Raw genomic sequence first — 18,519 nt, 5'->3', positions numbered from 1 at the left:
CAGCTACCGACTCAGCGGCGGGCGACCTGCACCGAGCCGAGCACGGGCGCGCTCGTCGGGGCGGACGTGGCGAGCCCGACGGCTGGGACGGTGAACTCGTCGAAGCGGCCGGCCACATCCATCGCGAGGTTGAGGCTCCCGGCGTTGTTGTAGGCGTCGAAGAGGTTGCCGGGACCGAGGTTGACGACCGCGGCGTTCGCAACCGTCTCCCCTGCGACGGCGTTCAGGTTGCTCACGGCCGGACGCGCGTCGCCGTCAGCGAAGACGGTCAGGAAGGTCGCGGCGGTCGGCGAGATCGCGGTCGCGTTCCCGACCAGGGCGAACGTGGGGTCGATGGCAACGCTCCCGGGCGCCTGGAACTTCTTGGTCACCTTGGCCCCGATGAGGCCCTTGAAACCGCCGGTGCCGTTGCGGGTGTCGACGATCCGCGTGGGAGCCAGCGGGGTGAACCGCAAACCCGACGTGCCGTTCGCCGCGTAGATGCCGACGATGTCGACCGCAACGTTGGTGGCGGCGCTGGAGCTGCCGTTGACGACCGCGATCGTGGGCTCGCCAGCATCGTTCGTGGAGGTGGGCACGACCGCCATGTTCGGCACGACCTGGCCCTTGACGAAGTTGACGCTCGACGCGTTGGGCATCGCGGTGCTGCCGTCCCAGGCGGTGATGTACCCGCTCCCGGTCGGCGAGATGGCGGTGATGTTGACGGCGAAGGCACGGACGTTGGCGTTGTCCGTGGGTCCGTAGTCGAGGCTGAGGTCGACCCCGTCGCCGGCGGCCAGCGCGCCACCGTCGCTGCGTGAGTCGAACAGCCGCTCAGGGTTCGAGATGTAGTACATGCTGCCGATGCCGTAGGTCCCCTGGACGTCGGTCCGGGCGTAGAAGCCCATGACGTCCACGACCAGGTTGAGCGAGCCGGCGTTGTTGAAGAGCTTCACCTTGCCATCGGCCCCGACGGGGACGGTGACCAGGTTGGAGCGCACCGACTTGGGCGCCAGGTTGATGCTCGAGACGGTCGGCCGGGTGGTCCCTGACGGGTATGCCGTGACGTACGTGGCCGCCGTCGGAGACACACCGGTGAGGTTGAGCACGACGGCGGACGCGTTGTCACCCGTGGGCAGCCCGGCGACCCCGCCGACCTGGAGCGCGAACTCGCTCTTCGCGCCGAGCGCACCCTTGTGGCCGCCGAGCGTGCTGCGCGTGTCGAGGATCCGCTGGTCCTTGGTGATCGGGAAGTAGGTGCCGATCGCGGTGTCGGAAGCGGAAGCGCCGGGGCCGGTGATGGCAGGGGCAGCCTGGGCCGGCGCACCGGTGGCTGCGATGACCGCGAGTCCGGCTACGGCGAGGGCGAGAGAGGTGGACCGACGGGGTCGACGCATGGGGGCATTCCTGACGTTCTGAGGGTAGCTGGGACGGGGCGCAGCCTGTCCTTCCCCTGCCCCCCGGCGGCAGGCTAGCCCACACCCCCATGGGGTGTCCGCCAGTTCCGGACATTCCGTCGCGAAACCGCCATGCCGGTTTGCGACAGGCGATCGGCGGTCGGAAGGCGTCAGCGATCGGCGGTCCGAGGGCGTCAGGACGGAAGGGTGCTCATCGCCTCGCTGGCAGCTGCCTCGGCGGCCTCATCGGCCCGCTGGACGATGACTGCCTTGGTGGCTTCGGACGGCTCCGCCACCAGGTGGACGGTGACGTAGTGACCGCTCTCGTCGACGGTCACCGCAGCCTCGAACTCCATCAGGGTGTCGGTGCAGCCGACCGTGTGGGCCTCCCACTGCGCGTCGGCGGCCACGGTCTGCCAGAGCCGCTCGACGCCCATCCCTGCCTCCCACGGCAGCACGTCGTCGGCACAGCGACAGACACCGATCACCATCTGGTTCGGGTCCTCGGTGTGCCCGAACTCGACCTCGGCGAACAGCCGACTTCCGGTGAGGGCGCTGTGCAGTGAGTGGCGAAGGCGGTTGGCGGCGAGGTCGTCCGCCGGGTTGGCGTTCTCCTGCACCGCGGTCCGCAACTTGTGGAAGGAGATGGTGTCCATACCTCATCGTCGGGTGCGACGGCCCTCCTCCGGGTCACCCAAATGACGTATGCCGCTCACCCCGGAGGCGTGAGCGGCATACGGTTTGGGCGGTTATGCCCGGTGAAGTCGATCAGGCGTGGTCGTGACCTTCGTGGTCCTCGTCGTCGCCGTGGTCGTGACCTTCGTGGCCACCCTCGGTGTCACCGGTGAACAGCTGCGAGGCGACGTCGGTCGCCGTGACCTCGTTGAGGTCGACCGGGTTGCCGGCCGTGTCGACGACCTTGGCCTGCTCCAGGACGGCGGCAAGCGCCTTGCGGCGGGCCACCTCGGCCACCATCGAGGGCACCTGGCCCTGCTGGTCGATGGCCTCGGCGAACTGGTTCGGGTCCATGCCGTACTGCTGGGCCGACATCACGAGGTACTCGATGAGCTCGGGCTGCTCGACCTTGACCTCGGTCTTCTCGGCGATCGCGTCGAGGAGGAACTGGGCCTTGAGCGCCTTGCGGGTGTTGGCGTCGACCTCGGCGCGGTGCTCGTCGTCCTCGAGGCGGTTCTCACCCTCGAGGTGGGAGTTGACCTCGGCCTCGACGACGCCGTCCGGCACGGGGATGTCGATGGTCTCGAGGAGGTGCTCGAGCACCTTGTCACGAGCCTGGACGCCCTGCTCGAACCTGGCGGCCTGGTCGGCCTGCTTGGTGACGTCCGCGCGCAGCTCCTTGAGGGTGTCGAACTCCGACGCCAGCTGGGCGAAGTCGTCGTCGAGCGGCGGCAGCTCGCGGACCTTGACCGACTGGACGGTCACGACCACGTCGGCGTCCTCGCCCTCACGGTCGCCACCGGCGAGGGGGGCGGTGAAGGACTTGGTCTCCTCGGCCGCCATGCCGGTGAGGGCCTCGTCGAGTCCGTCCAGCATGTTGCCCGAGCCGACCTCGTAGGAGATGCCGGTCACGGAGTCGATCTCGTCGTCGCCGATGCTGGCCTTGAGGTCGATGGAGACGAAGTCACCGTTCGCCACGGCGCGCTCGACGCCCTTGAGGGTGCCGAACCGCTCCTGCAGCGCGATGAGGCGGCCCTCGACGTCCTCGTTGGACGCCTTGGCCTCGTCGACCTCGACGGTGATGCCGGTGAAGTCCTCGGGCAGCTCGACGTCGGGGCGGACGTCGACCTCGACGGTGAACTTGAGGTCCTGACCGTCCTCGGCAGGCACCTCGGTCACGTCGACCTCGGGCTGACCGATCGGGCGGACCTTGTTCTCCTCCACGGCCTGGCCGTAGAACTGCGGGAGTGCCTCGTTGACGGCCTCCTGGAGGACCGCGCCGCGACCGACCCGCTGGTCGATGATGCGCGAGGGGACCTTGCCCTTGCGGAAGCCGGGCACCTGGATCTGTGAGCCGATGGTGGCGTAGGCGGCGTCGAGGCTCGGCTTGAGCTCTTCGAACGGCACCTCGACGGTCAGCTTGACCCGGGTCGGGTTCAGGGTCTCGACGGCACTCTTCACTGCGGGATACTCCAAGGTCGCGGGGCTGGGGCGGGGCACGATGCGTTCGCAATGTTGGTGAACACTGCGAACGGGACAATGCGAAGGCCCGCTGCGCCGGCTGTGACAGGCGGCGACCGGGCCAAAACCTCATGGTAGCCGCTGCGCGCCCACGCTCCGAACCGACGGCACACCAGCCTCAGGAGTATGCCGCGTGTCACACGCCCACACCGCTCCGGCGGATGCCCATGACATCCGTCACGACTTTCCGTCAAGGCTGTCCCCGTGGCTCGCCATTTCTTCGCCAGTACGAAGGTCGAGCACCGAAATCCATTGCCAGCCAACATGTTGCACGTGAGTGTCGACCTGTTGGGCGGTACTGGCCGCCCTTTTCCCACGTCAGGAGACCTTTCGAATGCGCAAGCAGATCCTCTCCGTCGCGCTGGCGGCCTCGGCATCCCTGGGGCTTGTCACGACCGCGGTCACCGCCGCATCAGCGACTCCCTCCCCCAGGGCCCACGCCGATCGCGTGTGCGCCACACCGAGCTCCCCCACCGTCGCGGCTTGCCACGCCCTCAAGCTGGTCGACGCGAACGGTCAGGCGGTGAGCCCGACAGGCAGTCCGATCACTCCTCACGCCATCTCCGGGAAGACACCCACCGACATCCAGAGCGCCTACAAGGTGACCGGCTTGTCAACCGGGGGACGAACGGTCGCGATCGTCGACGCCTACGGCTACCCCAACGCTGAGCGCGACCTGGGTGTCTACCGCGCCCAGTGGGGACTGCCCGCCTGCACGACGGCCAACGGCTGCCTGCGCGTCATCAACCAGACCGGTGGGACGTCCCTCCCCCGGTTCAACACCGGCTGGGCCGGCGAGCAGGCCCTCGACCTCGATGCCGTGTCGGCGACCTGCCCGAGCTGCAAGATCGTGCTCGTCCAGGCCAACAGCGCCAGCCTCACCGACCTCGGCGCGGCGGTGAACACGGCCGCCAAGCAGGCCGGCGTCGCCGCCATCTCGAACAGCTACGGTGGCGGTGACCTCGCGGACAGCTCGTACGGCGCGGCCTACAACCACCCGGGCATCGCGGTGACGGCGTCGACCGGTGACAACGGCTACCAGGGCGGCAGCTTCCCGGCCTCCTCGCACTACGTCACCGCGATCGGCGGCACCTCGCTGGTGAAGGACTCCAGCGCGCGTGGCTGGTCCGAGTCGGCCTGGAACGGCGCCGGTTCTGGCTGCACCACCCTCAACGCCGCGCCCGCTGGTCAGACCACTGCGATGACCAACTGCACCGGCCGCGCCATCGCGGACGTCTCGGCGGTCGCCGACCCGGCGACCGGTCTGGCGACCTACGCACCCACCTCGAGGACCTCCTCGTCGTGGGCCCAGTACGGTGGCACCAGCCTCTCGGCTCCCATCGTCGCCTCGGTGTACGCGCTGAGCGGCAACACGGCCGGCTACGCCAACACCCTGCCGTACGCCAACCAGGCTGGGCTGTTCGACGTGACCTCCGGGTCCAACGGTTCGTGCGCCTCCTGGTGCACCGCCAAGTCCGGCTGGGACGGCCCCACCGGTCTGGGCACCCCGAACGGCACGTCCGCCTTCTGACCCTCCCCTGATGACCACGCGCTGCTCACGAGCCAGCTGACACCACGGCTGACAGCACGGCTGGATCACAGGATGGAACGGCCCCGGGACTCCTGTCCCGGGGCCGTTCTCCTCTCCGCGCACTCAGCACCTTTCCGCGCGCAGCGAGAGGGCGCGCCGTCTACGTTGAGGTCATGCCTGAAGAAGAGCTGCCGCAGGAGTTCGACGTCATCGTGGTCGGGGCCGGGCCGGTCGGCGAGAACGCCGCGGACCGCGCCCACAAGGCCGGTCTGACGGTCGCGATCATCGAGAAGCACCTGGTCGGGGGCGAGTGCAGCTTCTACGCCTGCTCGCCCAGCAAGGCCCTCCTCCGACCGATCCACGCGACCAGGGCCTCGCAGCGCGTCCAGGGCTCGGAGGGCGCCCACGTCGACCCGCAGGGGGTGCTCGCCCGCCGGGACTCCTGGATCAACAGGGTCGGCACCAGCGACACCCTCGACGACAGCGGCCAGGTCGGCTGGCTCGACCACGTCGGCATCACCCTGCTGCGCGGTGCGGCCCGCCTCGTCGGCGAGCGCACGGTCGAGGTGGGCGGGCGGACCCTGCGAGCGCGTCAGGCCGTGGTCCTGGCGACCGGCACGATGGCCGCGGTCCCGCCGATCCCCGGCCTGCGTGAGGCGAACGCCTGGACCAACCGCGAGGCCACCACGAGTCGCCGGATCCCCGACCGCCTCGCGGTGCTCGGTGGCGGCGTGGTGGCGTGCGAGCTCGCGCAGGTGTTCGCCGCGATCGGCTCGAAGGTCACCATCGTCGAGAGGGCAGACGGGCTGCTCGGGCGCCACGAGGCCTTTGCGGGCAAGGCCGTCGCCGAAGCCCTCGAGCGCGACGGCGTCGACGTCCTGCTCGGGACCAAGGCGGAGTCCGTGTCCCGCCTCGGCCCGACCGGCGAGGTCACCGTGGAGCTGTCCGGTGGCAAGACCCTCAAGGCGGACGAGCTCCTCGTGGCCGTCGGCCGCACCCCCGCCACCAAGGGCCTCGGCGTCGAGGAGGTGGGCGGCCGGCTCGACCGCTCCGGCTACGTCAGCGTCACCGACCAGATGGAGGTCGAGGGAGTCAGCGGTGACAAGCCCTGGCTGTATGCCGTGGGCGACGTCAACGGGCGGGCGCTCCTCACACACATGGGCAAGTACCAGGCCCGCGCGGTCGGCGACCTCATCGGTGCCCGGGTAGCGGGGCGCGAGCCCGACGCCGGCAAGACCACGCCGTGGGCGGTGGCGCTCGGGTCACCGCAGGTCGTCTTCACCGACCCCGAGGTGGCGGCCGCGGGCCTCACCGAGGAGGAGGCGCGCGCAGCCGGCATACGGATCCGGGTCGTGGACCTGCCGATGGACTCGGCCGCCGGCGCCGGGCTGCAGGCGGAGGGCTACCAGGGCCAGGCCCGGATCGTCGTCGACGAGGACAACGGCGTCCTCGTCGGGGCCACCTTCGTCGGCCAGGACACCGCCGACCTCGTCCACGCAGCCACGGTGGCCATCGTCGGAAAGGTGCCGTTGACGACGTTGTGGCACGCGGTGCCCTCGTACCCGACGATGAGCGAGATCTGGCTCCGGCTGCTGGAGGAGTACGGCCTGTGACCGTTCCGGGGGAGGAAAATCTCCGTCATCGGTACCTCCCACCAGGACATTTCGCCGGGTAGCGTCCCCAAGGCCCCCGGAACCACCGCAGGCGGGGGATCACCTCCGAAGGGAATGTCCATGCGCATCCGCACCCCGCTTCGACTCGGCGTACTGACCGCCGCTGCAGCCCTCGCACTGCTCGGCGGCGGCAGCGCCACCGTCAACGCCGCAGCCGTCACCTCCCCCGGTGCCGCAGCCTGTCTGCCCGGGGCCGCCGACAGCGCCGCCAGCGGCGCACGGGTCAAGGCCGGCTCCAAGGGCGCCGAGCCGGAGCTGTACTCCAAGAACGAGGCCAACGCCTACGGCGTGCTCACCGACCGGACCACGCTGCCAGCCGGCAGCGTCACCATCCCGACCGTCTTCCACATGGTCTCCGACCACGAGAACACCGCCACCGAGAAGGCCCGCTGGCAGAAGCTGATCGCCGACCAGATGACGGTGCTCAACGACTCGTACTCCGGCAAGACGGCTGGTGACGCGGCGAACACCCCCTTCCGGTTCTCGCTCTCCAACGTGACCTGGAGCGTCAACGAGGCCTGGTACCACGTCGTCCCGAGCAAGCAGGGCGTCGAGAAGCAGATGAAGCAGTCGCTCTACACCGGCGACGCCCGCACCCTCAACGTGTATGCCGGCGACATCGGCGGTGGCCTGCTCGGCTGGGCCTACTTCCCCAAGGGCTACAACAACGGCCGCGACTACATCGACGGCGTCGTCATGCTCGACGAGTCGATGCCCGGCGGCACAGCCGGCAAGTACTCGCTCGGCGACACCCTCACCCACGAGGTCGGCCACTGGCTGATGCTGGAGCACACCTTCGCCCACGGCTGCGCAGCCAACGGCGACTGGGTGGCCGACACCGCGCCCGAGGCGATGCCGCAGTTCGACTGTCCCGTCGGCGCGGACACCTGTCCCGCCCCCGGCGTCGACCCGATCCACAACTTCATGGACTACTCGCAGGACTCCTGCATGAACATGTTCACGAAGGGTCAGGCCGACCGGATGAGCGACGCCTGGCTGCAGTTCCGCGCAGGCGGCGGCAAGAGCTGACCACCCCCGCATTGCAGTGAGGTATGCCGCGTGGCCGAGTCGGCCACGCGGCATACCTCTTTGCTTGTGGTCGGGGTAGCCGGATTTGAACCGGCGGCCTTCCGCTCCCAAAGCGGACGCGCTACCAACCTGCGCCATACCCCGTCGATGGCGAGCCGATTTCTGGCCACACGATCGCGGGCATTAGGCTAACGCCTCGGAACTGACGCCCTGACGGCGGCCGGTCCACGCGGGCGTAGCTCAATGGTAGAGCCCTAGTCTTCCAAACTAGCTACGCGAGTTCGATTCTCGTCGCCCGCTCAGTCAGGCCCTCGTGGCCCGGGATCCACTCCGGGCCACGGGGGCCTTCGTCGTTGCCGTCATGGCCCTGCCCGCGATCTCTCGGACGGCATCGCCAGCGCGCCGTGACCGTCAATTTCCTACGAAATGCGGTCGTAACTCGGAATCCATTGCGGCACTCGAGCGCGCTGAGCTACGCCCCGCCTCGGGCTTCACCTCGTCGCTGCCGCAGGAGCTCTCTGGCGGTCAGCGCCAGCGGGTCGTCATCGCCGGCGCCCTCGCACTGGAGCCCGAGTTCCTCGTGGCGGACGAGCCGGTGGCCTCGCTCGATGCCTCCGTCCGGGGCGAGATCCTCGCCCTGCTCCTGCGGCTGAAGAACGAGCTGGGGCTCGGCGCGCTGGTGATCACCCACGATCTGGGACTGGCCTGGAACATCGCGGACCGGGTCCTCGTCATGTACCGCGGGTCGATCGTCGAGAGCGGCACGGTCGAACAGGTGCTGCTGGACCCGCAGGACGCCTACACCAAGACACTCCTCGCGGCTGTCCCGCAGCTGCGCTGAGCTGCCGGCCGCCCCCTGCCGCGGCTGCCGGCCGGGCTCGGCCGCGGCCGCGGGCGGGTGCTGGCGGCTGGCGGCCGCCAGCGGCTCAGCGCAGTTCTGCGCGGAACTCGCTGACCCGGCGCCCGGCCAGTAGCCCCTTGTCCTCGAAGCCGTCGGTCGGCCGCCACGACGGCCGGTCGCCCTCGGTGACCACGAACCCGCCGTGCGCCTCGAACGCGGACCGCACGTGGGCGGCATACCCGTCATGGTCGGTCGCCACGAGCAGACGGCCACCCGGGACCAACCGTGACGCGATCAGGTCGAGCATGTCACGGGAGATGAAGCGCCGCCTGGCGTGCTTGACCTTGGGCCACGGGTCGGGGAAGAAGACGTGGACCGCCGTGAGCGACGCGGTCGCCACCCGTTCGGCCAGCAGCTCCACGGCGTCACCGCGGTGCATCCACAGGTTCGTCAGGCCACGCCGGTCAGCCTCGGCCAACATCCGGGCGAGAGCCGGCGTGAAGACGTCGACGGCAAGGAGGTCGTGCGCGGGATGGGCGGCGGCGTACGCGAGTGCCGCCGCGCCGTGGCCACAGCCGATCTCGAGCACCACGGGGGCGATCCGCCCGAACGCCTCCTGCGGCACCAACGGCCCGTCGGTCGCGATCGAGTGCTTCGGCCCCAGCTGCTCCATGCGTTCCAGGGTGAGTGCCGACAGCCGTCCCCTGCGCGCGTTGAAGGAGCGCACGCGCCCGTCGATGTCCACGTCACCAGCGTAGGCAGGGACGCGACCGTGTCTTGACCTGCGACACACGTGTCGATAACTGGTGCTTATGTAACCCATAATGTAGCCATGCGTATCTCCCGATTCCCGAACATCGTGGACGACGTCACCGTCCGGCTCATCGCGGCAGTCATCCTCGTGCTCGCGGTCGTGGCCCTCGCCGCGCACCAGTGGTGGCTGTATGCCGTGCTGGCGGTGGACTTCGTGCTGCGCGCCGGGTGGGGCCCGTCGGCCAGCCCGATCGCGATCCTCGTCAACCGCTGGATCCGGCCGCGGGTGGCAGCGAAGCCGCGCTACACGGCCGGGCTGCCGAAGCGGTTCGCCGCAGCCGTCGGCGCCGTGTTCACCGTGGCCGCCACCGTGCTGTGGCTGGCCGGGACGTCGGTCCCGGTGATCCTGATCGGCGCGATCATGGTGGTCTTCCCGGCCCTGGAGTCGATCGCCGGGATCTGTGTGGGCTGCATCGTGTTCGGCTGGCTGATGCGTCTGGGTGTGATCCCCGAGTCGGTCTGCCTCGAGTGCGCGGACATCACCCGACGAGCCGCATCGCGGCAGGCAGCCACGACCGCCAGCTGAGGGCGCTGCTGCTCAGCTACGCCAGACCAGGACGGCTGCACGGTCGTCGGTCTCGCCGGCCCGGGCCGCGGCGCACATCTTGGCCGCCATCCCCTCGAAGCCCTTGCCGATCATCCGCTCCGCGGTGCCGAGCATCCGGTCGATGCCGTCGCGGAGGTCGCGGTTGCGGACCTCGATGACGCCGTCGGTGTACAGCAGCAGGGCGTCGCCGCGACCGAGCTGACCGTGGATCCGCGGGAAGGCCAGTCCCTCGGTCACGCCGAGGACCGGGCCCTCGTCACCCTCGAGGACCTCCCACCGGCCCGAGCCTGCCGAGAAGCGCACGCCGGGTGGGTGCCCGGCGGAGCCGAGGCTGAACTCGCCGGTCGTCAGGTTGATCATGGCGTGGGCTGCGGTGGCGAAGCCTTCGTCCCAGGCCTGGCGCAGCAGGTAGGAGTTGGCCGCCGGCAGGAACCGGTCGTAGGGCATCGAGCCGAGCAGCCCGCCGAAGGCCCCGGACAACAGCAGGGAGCGGGTGCCCGCCGCGATGCCCTTGCCCGACACGTCGACCAGCACGACCTCGAGGACGTCGCCGAACTTGCTCGTGACCAGGAAGTCACCCGAGAACGAGTCGCCGTAGGCCGACAGCACCGACAGCTCGGCGCCCCACCCCGGCGGCAGCTCCGGGAGCTCGCCCTGGGTGCGCAGCCGGTCGCGCAGGTCGACCAACATCGACTCGCCGAGGTTCCCCTGGACCCCGAGCCGGGCCCGCGAGGTCGCCACCCAGAACATGATGACCATGACGAGGACCAGGACCCCGTACGCACCGAACAGAGCTGCGCTGGGGCCCTTGTCGCTGATCGTGTAGGCCCCTGCAACCAAGATGCAGATGTCAACGACCAGCAGCACCTGTGGGGTCAGGAACAGTCCGGCCAGGACGGCCACCGGGACGTAGGCCGAGAAGGGCACTTGCTCTTTCCAGATGGACATCGACCAGCACAGCCCGGTGTTGACCACCACCAGGGCGATGGCAATGAGGGCGGTGTCCCACCGGGCGAAACGGTATCGCTCTCGTTGGACCCGGGACATGAGGGAGCGGCGAGCGATAACCGTCCTGTCGATGTCCACGTACGAGAGATCCTTCGGCAAGGCAGGTGTTCGGCACCCCTGGCGTCTGATGGATGGGCCGGTCCCCTGCAGCCCACCGCTCCAGCGTAGTGGGAGCTCAGTCCCACGCGGGCGACATCCGCGCAGATCAGGGAGTCGGAGGGAGCGTGCCGTCCTGCTCGTAGGCCTCGACCATGTCGATCCGGCGCTGGTGGCGAGGCGCGCCGGAGAACGGTGTGGCCAGGAAGGCCGCGACCATCGCCTTGGACTCCTCCACGGCACTCATCCGGGCGCCGATCGAGATCACCTGGGCGTTGTTGTGCTCCCGGGCCAGGGTGGCGAGCTCCTCGTTGTAGCACAGCGCCGCACGGATGCCCTTGACCTTGTTGGCCGCCATCTGCTCGCCGTTGCCGGATCCCCCGAGCACCACACCGAGCGACTCGGGGTCGGCCGCCACGGCCTGCGCGGCACGCAGCACGAAGACGGGGTAGTCGTCCTCGGCGTCCATGGTGTGGGGCCCGTGGTTGGTCACCTCGTGGCCCTTGGCCTCGAGGAAGCTGACCAGCTCACCGAGCAGGTCGTATGCCGCGTGGTCGCCGCCGATGTGTACGCGCATCTGGTGTGCTCCTCGAGTCCGTGTGCAGGGTCAGTCGGTCGTGGTCCGTCAGTCGAAGATGGGGCCGACGGTCCGGGACCGCTTGAGCTCGTAGAACCCGGGCGTGCCCGCCACGAGGACACAGCCGTCCCACAGCCGTCCGGCGGCCTCGCCCTTGGGGGCAGGGCTCACGACGGGCCCGAAGAAGGCCTCGCCGTTCACCGCGATGACCGGTGTGCCGACGTCGTCACCGACGAGGTCGATGGCGCGCTGGTGGCTCGCGCGGAGCTCGGCGTCGTTGACATCGGAGTCGGCGACTTCGGCGAGCTCCCACGGGAGGCCCACCTCCTCCAGCGCGCCGGCGATGACCTTGGCGAAGTCCTTCTCCCCACCGAGGTGGATGCTTGTGCCCATGGCGTCGTAGAGCGGCTTGATGACCTTGTCACCGTGCTCGGCGGCCGCCGCGATGATGACGCGCACCGGCCCCCAGGCCCGGTCCATCATCTCGCGGTAGGTGTCAGGGAGGTCGCGCCCTTCGTTGAGGACCGCCAGGCTCATCACCGACCAGGTCACGTCCACGGGACGCACCTCCTCGACCTGCATCATCCAGCGGGACGTCATCCACGCCCACGGACAGAGCGGGTCGAACCAGAACTCGGCGGACGAACGGGTCTCGGCAGTCTCGGTGGCACTCACACCCCCAATCCTGCCATTGGCCCTGCAGACCCGCACAAGCGGTGCTCCCGGCGGTGGTCCTCGACCCCGTCACGCGTGCGAGGATGGCGGCCGAGTCCTTCGAACACCCCCCGAACCTCAGCAGGAGCACCGTTGCCTGGCAAGAACCTGACCCGCGACGAGGCCACCGCCCGCGCCGCCGTCATCGCCGTCGACCACTACGACGTCGTCCTCGACCTCACCACCTCGGACACCACGTTCCGCAGCACGACGACGGTGACGTTCACGTGCACCGAGCCCGGTGAGTCGACGTTCATCGACCTCATCGCGCCATCGGTCGAGTCGATCACCCTCAACGGCGAGGCGCTCGACCCCGCGACGCACTTCGACGGGGTGCGCCTCAGCCTCCCGTCGACAGCGGAGCAGAACACGCTCACGGTCGACGCGACCGCGGCATACATGAACACCGGCGAGGGGCTGCACCGCTTCACCGACCCCGCGGACGGCGAGGTCTACCTCTACTCCCAGTTCGAGGTGGCTGACTGCCGCCGCATGTTCGCGGTCTTCGAGCAGCCCGACCTCAAGGCGACCTTCGGGTTCACCGTGACCGCGCCGTCCCACTGGCAGGTTGTGTCCAACTCCCCCACCCCCGAGCCGACCCCCGCTGGTGAGGGCACCGCGACCTGGGCCTTCTCGCCGACCCCGCGGATCTCCTGCTACATCACCGCGCTCGTCGCCGGTCCCTACGCCGTGGTCCGTGACGAGGTGCAGACGCGACGGGGCACCGTCCCGCTCGGGATCTTCTGCCGCCAGTCGCTGCTCAAGCACCTCGACGCCGACAACATCTTCGAGTGCACCAAGCTCGGGTTCGCCTTCTTCGAGAACGAGTTCGACTGCGAGTACCCGTTCGAGAAGTACGACCAGCTCTTCACGCCCGAGTACAACATGGGCGCGATGGAGAACGCCGGGGCCGTCACGGTCAGCGAGATCTACGTCTTCCGCGCCAAGGTGACCGAGGCCCTGGTCGAACGGCGGGCGCTCACCCTGCTGCACGAGCTCGCCCACATGTGGTTCGGCAACCTCGTGACCATGGAGTGGTGGAACGACCTGTGGCTCAACGAGTCGTTCGCCGAGTGGGCGTCGACGACCTGCCAGGCGGAGGTCACCGAGTGGGCGAGCGCCTGGACGACGTTCGGCACCTCCGAGAAGGCCTGGGCCTACCGCCAGGACCAGCTCTCCTCGACCCACCCGATCGTCGCCCCGATCCACGACCTCGAGGACGTCGAGGTCAACTTCGACGGCATCACCTACGCCAAGGGTGCCTCGGTGCTCAAGCAGCTCGTCGCCTACGTCGGTCGTGAGCCCTTCACCGCCGGTCTGCGGGCCTACTTCGCCAAGCACTCATGGGGCAACACGACCCTGGCCGACCTGCTCCACGAGCTGGAGCAGACGTCCGGCCGCGACCTCGGCACGTGGTCCAAGCTGTGGCTCGAGACCGCGGGCGTCAACACGCTCCGGCCCGAGATCGAGACCGACGACCAGGGCCTCATCTCCTCGGCGCGGATCTCCCAGACCCATGCCCCGGACTTCGCGACGTTGCGACCGCACCGTCTCGCCGTCGGTCTCTACGACGTCGTCGACGACACGCTGGTCCGCACCGATCGGCTGGAGCTCGACGTCGACGGGGACTCGACCGACCTGCCAGAGCTGATCGGCCGACCGGTGCCGGACCTGGTGCTGGTCAACGACGACGACCTCGCCTACGCCAAGATCCGCCTCGACGAGCGGTCCCTCGCCACGGCCATTGCCCGCCCGCGCGGGTTCCAGGACAGCCTGCCCCGCGCGCTGGTGCTCGGCGCCGCGTGGGACATGACCCGGGACGCCGAGATGGGCGCTCGTGACTTCGTGAAGCTCGTGCTGGCCTCCCTCCCCGGCGAGACCGACTCGACCCTGCTGCGCACCCTGCTCGGCCAGCTGTCCACCACCCTCCACTTCTATCTCGCACCCGAGCACCGGGAGCAGACCACCGCCGAGGCCGTGGCCGGGCTGCGCGAGCTCGCGCTGGCCGCCGCACCCGGCAGTGACGCCCAGCTCCAGCTGGTGGGGGCCTTTGCCGCGCAGCAGCGCGGTGGCGACGACGCGGCATACCTGCGCGCCCTGCTCGACGGCACGCAGGTGCTCGACGGGCTCGCCGTCGACACCGACATGCGGTGGCGGCTGCTCATCTCACTGGCCGCGTGCGGCGCTGCGACCCCCGCGGACATCGACGCGGAGCAGCAGCGCGACAACACCGCAACCGGTCACGAACGCGCCGAGCAGGCGCGCGCCTCCTTCCCGACCGCGGAGGCAAAGGCCACCGCCTGGCGCCGCGGCGTCGAGGAGGACGGGCTCACCAACGCGGTGCTCGAGGCGGTCGCCGCGGGCTTCGGGACGGTCCAGGACACGAGCCTGCTCGAGCCCTACGTCGAGAAGTACCACGCCATGCTCGACACCGTGGAGACCAAGACGTCGCACGCGATCATCGAGATCCTGGTCCGCGGCTTCTACCCGACAGCGCTCGCCGACGCCCGCCTGCACGACGCGACGCAGTCGTGGTTGACCGCGCACCCCGAGGCGCACGCGGCCCTGCGCCGCATGGTGGCCGAGAACCGCGACCCGGTCGCGCGCGCCCTGCGCGCCCAGCAGCGAGATGCCGATGCCTGAGGCTTTCAACTGGTTCAGCCTGCAGGTTCTGATGGACATCACGCCGCACTCGGCGTGGGACTGGTTCACCGGCAAGCCACTCAACATCGTCATCACCGTGCTGGCGGCCGTCATCCTGCGATGGCTGGCGCTGCGGTCGATCGGCCGAGTGGTCGCCACGACCCTGGCGCGCTCCGACGCCCGGCGAGTGGGCGAGACCAGCCGAGCGGGGCGCGTCCTCGCCCAGGCCACCGGTTCAGCCCACGAGCGACACCGTCAGCGCACCCTGACGATGGGTTCGCTGCTGCGCAGCATGGTCACGTTCATCGTCGTCATGATCGCGGTCCTCACGGTCTTGACGACCGTCGGCATCAACCTTGGCCCCGTGCTCGCCACAGCCGGGGTCGGCGGGGTGGCCCTCGGGTTCGGCGCGCAGAGCCTCGTCAAGGACTTCCTGTCCGGGATCTTCATGATCCTCGAGGACCAGTACGGCGTCGGCGACGTCATCGACACCGGTGAGGCCATCGGCACCGTCGAGGAGGTCTCGCTGCGCGTCACCCGGCTGCGCGACGGGCAGGGAGTCGTCTGGTACATCCGCAACGGCGAGATCATCCGGATCGGCAACAAGAGCCAGGGCTGGTCCACCGCCATGGTCGACATCCCGGTGGCCTACTCCGAGAACCTCGACAAGGTGATCCCCCTGATCCGCACCGTGGTGCACGAGCTGGACGGGTCCGCCGAGTGGCAGGACAGGCTGCTCGACGAGCCCCAGGTGGTGGGCGTCGAGTCGATGACGGGCTCGGTCGTGACCATCCGTGTCATCGCCAAGACCGCGCCGGAGCAGCAGTACGGCGTCTCACGCGAGATCCGCGAACGGGTCAAGGCGGCGTTCGACGCCAACGGCATCAAGGCCCCGGTCATGACGCCGTTCGGCCCGGCGGGCGGGGGCACCCCGTGAGCAGCACCCCCCAGACCCCCGGCGGGGACCAGTCCGGCAGCTTCTACGACCAGGTCGGCGGGCACGAGACGTTCCGCAAGCTGGTCCACGAGTTCTACCGCGGAGTCGCTTCCGACCCGCCGCTGCGGGCCCTCTACCCCGAGGACGACCTCGGCCCGGCCGAGGAGCGGTTCCGGATGTTCCTCGAGCAGTACTGGGGCGGGCCGACGACCTACTCGGAGCAGCGCGGCCACCCGCGGCTGCGGATGCGGCACCACCCGTTCAAGGTGACGCCGACCCAGCGCGACCGCTGGCTGCACCACATCATGGCGGCCGTCGACACCCTCGACCTGCCCCCGGCGAACGACCTGCTGCTGCGCGACTACCTCGAGCGTGCCGCGCACTCGATGGTCAACTCGCTCGAGGACTGAGCCACCACGCACGGCGAGGTATGCCGCGTGGCCCGGCCCCGCGGCATACCTCGCTGTTCGCCTCCCCGACCTGTTGCTCGCAGATCGTCACCGGGATCCATTCGGACAGTTGGATGACGACGAGTCGGCAACAAGTCCGGACGGCCTCCGACCTGTTGCTCGCAGATCGTCACCGGGATCCATTCGGACAGTTGGATGAGGACGAGTCGGCAATAAGTCCGGACGGTCTCCGACCTGTTGCCGGCAGATCGTCACGGCCGACCGATTCAGGGCGTCGATGACGACGAGTCGGCAACAAGTCGGCGGCATGCCTCCGCGCCTCGTCGCGCAGCCGCCGAGAATGACGGTTCCGCTGGGTAAGACGGTGGCAGGCCGGTTTCCCCGAACGCGTTCGATGCGTCAGCATGGTTGACCGTGACGACGACCCTCTCCATGCACCTCATCCACCCCGCCGCCTCGGCCGACGCCGCCTGGTGGCGCCATGCCGTGATCTACCAGATCTACCCGCGGTCCTGGGCCGACGCCGACGGAGACGGTATCGGCGACCTGCCCGGTGTGACCGCGCGGCTGGACTACCTCAAGGCTCTCGGCGTCGACGCGGTCTGGTTCAGCCCGTTCTACAAGTCACCGCAGGCCGACGCCGGCTACGACGTGGCCGACTACCGCAACATCGACGGGCTGTTCGGCAGCCTCGCTGACGCGGACGCGATGGTCGCCAGGGCCCACGAGCTCGGCCTCAAGGTGATCGTCGACCTCGTGCCTAACCACACCAGCGACGAGCACGAGTGGTTCACGGCCGCGGTGGCCGCCGGTCCGGGCAGCCCCGAGCGTGACCGCTACATCTTCAAGGACGGCAAGGGCGCCGACGGGAGCCTGCCGCCCAACGACTGGCACTCCGTCTTCGGTGGCGATGGCTGGACCCGCGTGACCGAGGCCGATGGCCAGCCCGGCCAGTGGTACCTCCACCTGTTCGACGTGAAGCAGCCCGACCTCAACTGGGACAACCCGGAGATCGGCGACGAGTTCGAGTCGATCCTGCGCTTCTGGCTGGACCGGGGCATCGACGGCTTCCGCGTCGACGTCGCCCACGGCCTGATCAAGGAGAAGGGGCTGCCCGACTACGACGTCGAGCTGCACATCCTCGACGGCGAGGTGAAGGCCGGCTCGCCGAAGCCGCCGATGTGGGACCAGGACTCGGTCCATGACGTCTACCGCCGCTGGCACAAGGTGCTCGCCGAGTACGGCGAGCCGGACCGCATCCTCGTGGCCGAGGCGTGGGTCCGCCCGCAGGAGCGTGCCGTGCGCTACGTCCGCCCGGACGAGATGCACCAGGCGTTCAACTTCGACTTCCTGATGAGCCAGTGGCGTGCCCCGGACCTGCGCGAGGTCATCGAGTCCTCCCTCGTGGCAGCGGATTCCGTCGGCGCCCCGAGCACCTGGGTGCTGTCCAACCACGATGTGGTGCGGCATGCCTCACGGCTCGGCCTGCCCGTCGGCAAGCGCCGCCCCAACGGCATCGGTGCCGACGACCCGCAGCCCGACCGGGCGCTCGGCCTCCAGCGGGCTCGCGCGGCGACCCAGCTGATGCTGGCGCTGCCCGGTGGTGCCTACCTGTACCAGGGCGAGGAGCTCGGCCTGCCCGACTCCACCGACATGCCCGGCGAGGTCAGGCAGGACCCGACGTTCCTGCGCTCGGGCGGCAAGGAGCTCGGCCGCGACGGCTGTCGGGTCCCGATGCCATGGGCGAAGGACGCTCCGTCGTTCGGCTTCGGCCCCTCGGACCAGACGTGGCTGCCCCAGCCGGCGGTCTACGGCGAGTACGCCGTCGACCAGCAGGACGGCGTGGACGGGTCGACCCTCGAGCTCTACCGCCGGCTGCTGCGCCTCCGCCGCGAGCGCGACCTGGGCACCGGTGGCCTGCAGTTCATCGATGGCTTCGGCGACGACGTGATCGCCCTCGTCAACACCGGTCAGGGCAAGGACACCTTGGTGCTGACCAACTTCGGTGCCGACCCGGTGGCGCTGCCCGACGGCGCGTCGGTCCTCGTCGCCTCCGGTCCGCTGACCTCGGACGGCTCGGTGCCGACCGACACCACGGTCTGGGCAGCCCCCTGAGCAGGTCCGCTGC

Annotated in this window: 16 protein-coding genes and 2 tRNA genes; 10 read left to right on the top strand and 8 right to left on the bottom strand. The window is 69.6% G+C overall.

The window, feature by feature from the left end; all coding sequences use genetic code 11:
• Positions 1–11 precede the first annotated feature (11 nt).
• The 3 genes from EAH86_RS03020 to tig all read right to left on the bottom strand — a co-directional run bounded on the left by EAH86_RS03020 (position 12) and on the right by tig (position 3,512).
• Positions 12–1,376 carry a hypothetical protein gene (locus tag EAH86_RS03020; protein ID WP_140737103.1) on the bottom strand — a complete coding sequence of 455 codons (1,365 nt, stop codon included), beginning with the start codon at positions 1,374–1,376 and terminating at the stop codon, positions 12–14.
• Positions 1,377–1,570: 194 nt separating this feature from the next.
• Positions 1,571–2,032: a hypothetical protein gene (locus tag EAH86_RS03015; RefSeq protein ID WP_140737102.1), complete on the bottom strand. Its 462-nt coding sequence runs from the start codon at positions 2,030–2,032 to the stop codon at positions 1,571–1,573.
• 112 nt (positions 2,033–2,144) lie between these two features.
• Positions 2,145–3,512, bottom strand: a complete 1,368-nt coding sequence (gene tig / locus EAH86_RS03010; RefSeq protein ID WP_140737101.1) for a trigger factor — start codon at positions 3,510–3,512, stop codon at positions 2,145–2,147.
• A gap of 394 nt (positions 3,513–3,906) precedes the next feature.
• Here tig and EAH86_RS03005 point away from each other — a divergent pair, with 394 nt between their 5' ends.
• The 3 genes from EAH86_RS03005 (at position 3,907) to EAH86_RS02995 (ending at position 7,805) form a co-directional block, all read left to right on the top strand.
• Positions 3,907–5,103 (top strand): S53 family peptidase, encoded by a 1,197-nt coding sequence (locus tag EAH86_RS03005; protein WP_140737100.1) that lies wholly within the window; start codon positions 3,907–3,909, stop codon positions 5,101–5,103.
• A 173-nt stretch (positions 5,104–5,276) separates the two neighbouring features.
• Positions 5,277–6,716, top strand: a complete 1,440-nt coding sequence (locus EAH86_RS03000; protein ID WP_140737099.1) for a dihydrolipoyl dehydrogenase family protein — start codon at positions 5,277–5,279, stop codon at positions 6,714–6,716.
• Positions 6,717–6,836: 120 nt separating this feature from the next.
• Entirely contained in the window at positions 6,837–7,805 is a 969-nt protein-coding gene (locus EAH86_RS02995; RefSeq protein ID WP_140737098.1) for a zinc metalloprotease, read from the top strand.
• Between the two features lie 67 nt (positions 7,806–7,872).
• On the opposite strand, the gene EAH86_RS02990 is transcribed toward EAH86_RS02995, so the two are convergent.
• Positions 7,873–7,949: transfer RNA gene (locus tag EAH86_RS02990), tRNA-Pro, on the bottom strand.
• A gap of 85 nt (positions 7,950–8,034) precedes the next feature.
• On the opposite strand from EAH86_RS02990, the gene EAH86_RS02985 reads away from it, so the two are divergent.
• Both EAH86_RS02985 and EAH86_RS02980 read left to right on the top strand, forming a co-directional pair.
• Positions 8,035–8,105: transfer RNA gene (locus tag EAH86_RS02985), tRNA-Gly, on the top strand.
• 13 nt (positions 8,106–8,118) lie between these two features.
• Positions 8,119–8,646 (top strand): ABC transporter ATP-binding protein, encoded by a 528-nt coding sequence (locus EAH86_RS02980; RefSeq protein WP_241668153.1) that lies wholly within the window; start codon positions 8,119–8,121, stop codon positions 8,644–8,646.
• Between the two features lie 85 nt (positions 8,647–8,731).
• Here EAH86_RS02980 and trmB read toward each other — a convergent pair whose 3' ends face one another.
• On the bottom strand, positions 8,732–9,391 hold the full coding sequence (gene trmB / locus EAH86_RS02975; RefSeq protein WP_241668152.1) for a tRNA (guanosine(46)-N7)-methyltransferase TrmB: 660 nt from the start codon (positions 9,389–9,391) through the stop codon (positions 8,732–8,734).
• Positions 9,392–9,478: 87 nt separating this feature from the next.
• On the opposite strand from trmB, the gene EAH86_RS02970 reads away from it, so the two are divergent.
• Positions 9,479–9,985 carry a DUF4395 domain-containing protein gene (locus EAH86_RS02970; protein WP_140737096.1) on the top strand — a complete coding sequence of 169 codons (507 nt, stop codon included), beginning with the start codon at positions 9,479–9,481 and terminating at the stop codon, positions 9,983–9,985.
• Between the two features lie 12 nt (positions 9,986–9,997).
• Here EAH86_RS02970 and EAH86_RS02965 read toward each other — a convergent pair whose 3' ends face one another.
• The 3 genes from EAH86_RS02965 to EAH86_RS02955 form a co-directional block, all read right to left on the bottom strand.
• Positions 9,998–11,092 (bottom strand): PP2C family protein-serine/threonine phosphatase, encoded by a 1,095-nt coding sequence (locus EAH86_RS02965; RefSeq protein ID WP_140737095.1) that lies wholly within the window; start codon positions 11,090–11,092, stop codon positions 9,998–10,000.
• 127 nt (positions 11,093–11,219) lie between these two features.
• Positions 11,220–11,687: a ribose-5-phosphate isomerase gene (locus EAH86_RS02960; protein ID WP_140737094.1), complete on the bottom strand. Its 468-nt coding sequence runs from the start codon at positions 11,685–11,687 to the stop codon at positions 11,220–11,222.
• A 48-nt stretch (positions 11,688–11,735) separates the two neighbouring features.
• Positions 11,736–12,362, bottom strand: a complete 627-nt coding sequence (locus tag EAH86_RS02955) for a DsbA family protein (RefSeq protein ID WP_277752315.1) — start codon at positions 12,360–12,362, stop codon at positions 11,736–11,738.
• Between the two features lie 132 nt (positions 12,363–12,494).
• Here EAH86_RS02955 and pepN point away from each other — a divergent pair, with 132 nt between their 5' ends.
• The 4 genes from pepN (at position 12,495) to EAH86_RS02935 (ending at position 18,506) form a co-directional block, all read left to right on the top strand.
• Positions 12,495–15,044: an aminopeptidase N gene (gene pepN, locus EAH86_RS02950; RefSeq protein WP_140737093.1), complete on the top strand. Its 2,550-nt coding sequence runs from the start codon at positions 12,495–12,497 to the stop codon at positions 15,042–15,044.
• Positions 15,037–15,981, top strand: a complete 945-nt coding sequence (locus EAH86_RS02945; protein WP_241668151.1) for a mechanosensitive ion channel family protein — start codon at positions 15,037–15,039, stop codon at positions 15,979–15,981. The genes pepN and EAH86_RS02945 overlap by 8 nt, the downstream gene beginning before the upstream one ends.
• Entirely contained in the window at positions 15,978–16,391 is a 414-nt protein-coding gene (locus EAH86_RS02940; protein WP_140737092.1) for a globin, read from the top strand. Before EAH86_RS02945 ends, EAH86_RS02940 begins: the two co-directional genes overlap by 4 nt.
• A gap of 432 nt (positions 16,392–16,823) precedes the next feature.
• Positions 16,824–18,506 (top strand): glycoside hydrolase family 13 protein, encoded by a 1,683-nt coding sequence (locus EAH86_RS02935; RefSeq protein WP_140737505.1) that lies wholly within the window; start codon positions 16,824–16,826, stop codon positions 18,504–18,506.
• The last annotated feature ends 13 nt before the right edge of the window (positions 18,507–18,519 follow it).

Origin of the sequence: Pedococcus bigeumensis (assembly GCF_006438965.1) — a bacterium.
Lineage (GTDB): Bacteria > Actinomycetota > Actinomycetes > Actinomycetales > Dermatophilaceae > Pedococcus > Pedococcus bigeumensis_A.
Note: the sequence above shows the minus strand (reverse complement) of the source record. Positions and strands in the feature narration are given on the sequence as shown.

What these genes read in the sequence shown, in the direction of transcription:
- EAH86_RS03020 (WP_140737103.1), bottom strand. Translation starts at nt 1,376, where the DNA reads ATGCGTCGACCCCGTCGGTCCACCTCTCTCGCCCTCGCCGTAGCCGGA.
- EAH86_RS03015 (WP_140737102.1), bottom strand. Translation starts at nt 2,032, where the DNA reads ATGGACACCATCTCCTTCCACAAGTTGCGGACCGCGGTGCAGGAGAAC.
- EAH86_RS03005 (WP_140737100.1), top strand. Translation starts at nt 3,907, where the DNA reads ATGCGCAAGCAGATCCTCTCCGTCGCGCTGGCGGCCTCGGCATCCCTG.
- EAH86_RS03000 (WP_140737099.1), top strand. Translation starts at nt 5,277, where the DNA reads ATGCCTGAAGAAGAGCTGCCGCAGGAGTTCGACGTCATCGTGGTCGGG.
- EAH86_RS02995 (WP_140737098.1), top strand. Translation starts at nt 6,837, where the DNA reads ATGCGCATCCGCACCCCGCTTCGACTCGGCGTACTGACCGCCGCTGCA.
- EAH86_RS02970 (WP_140737096.1), top strand. Translation starts at nt 9,479, where the DNA reads ATGCGTATCTCCCGATTCCCGAACATCGTGGACGACGTCACCGTCCGG.
- EAH86_RS02960 (WP_140737094.1), bottom strand. Translation starts at nt 11,687, where the DNA reads ATGCGCGTACACATCGGCGGCGACCACGCGGCATACGACCTGCTCGGT.
- EAH86_RS02945 (WP_241668151.1), top strand. Translation starts at nt 15,037, where the DNA reads ATGCCTGAGGCTTTCAACTGGTTCAGCCTGCAGGTTCTGATGGACATC.
- EAH86_RS02935 (WP_140737505.1), top strand. Translation starts at nt 16,824, where the DNA reads ATGCACCTCATCCACCCCGCCGCCTCGGCCGACGCCGCCTGGTGGCGC.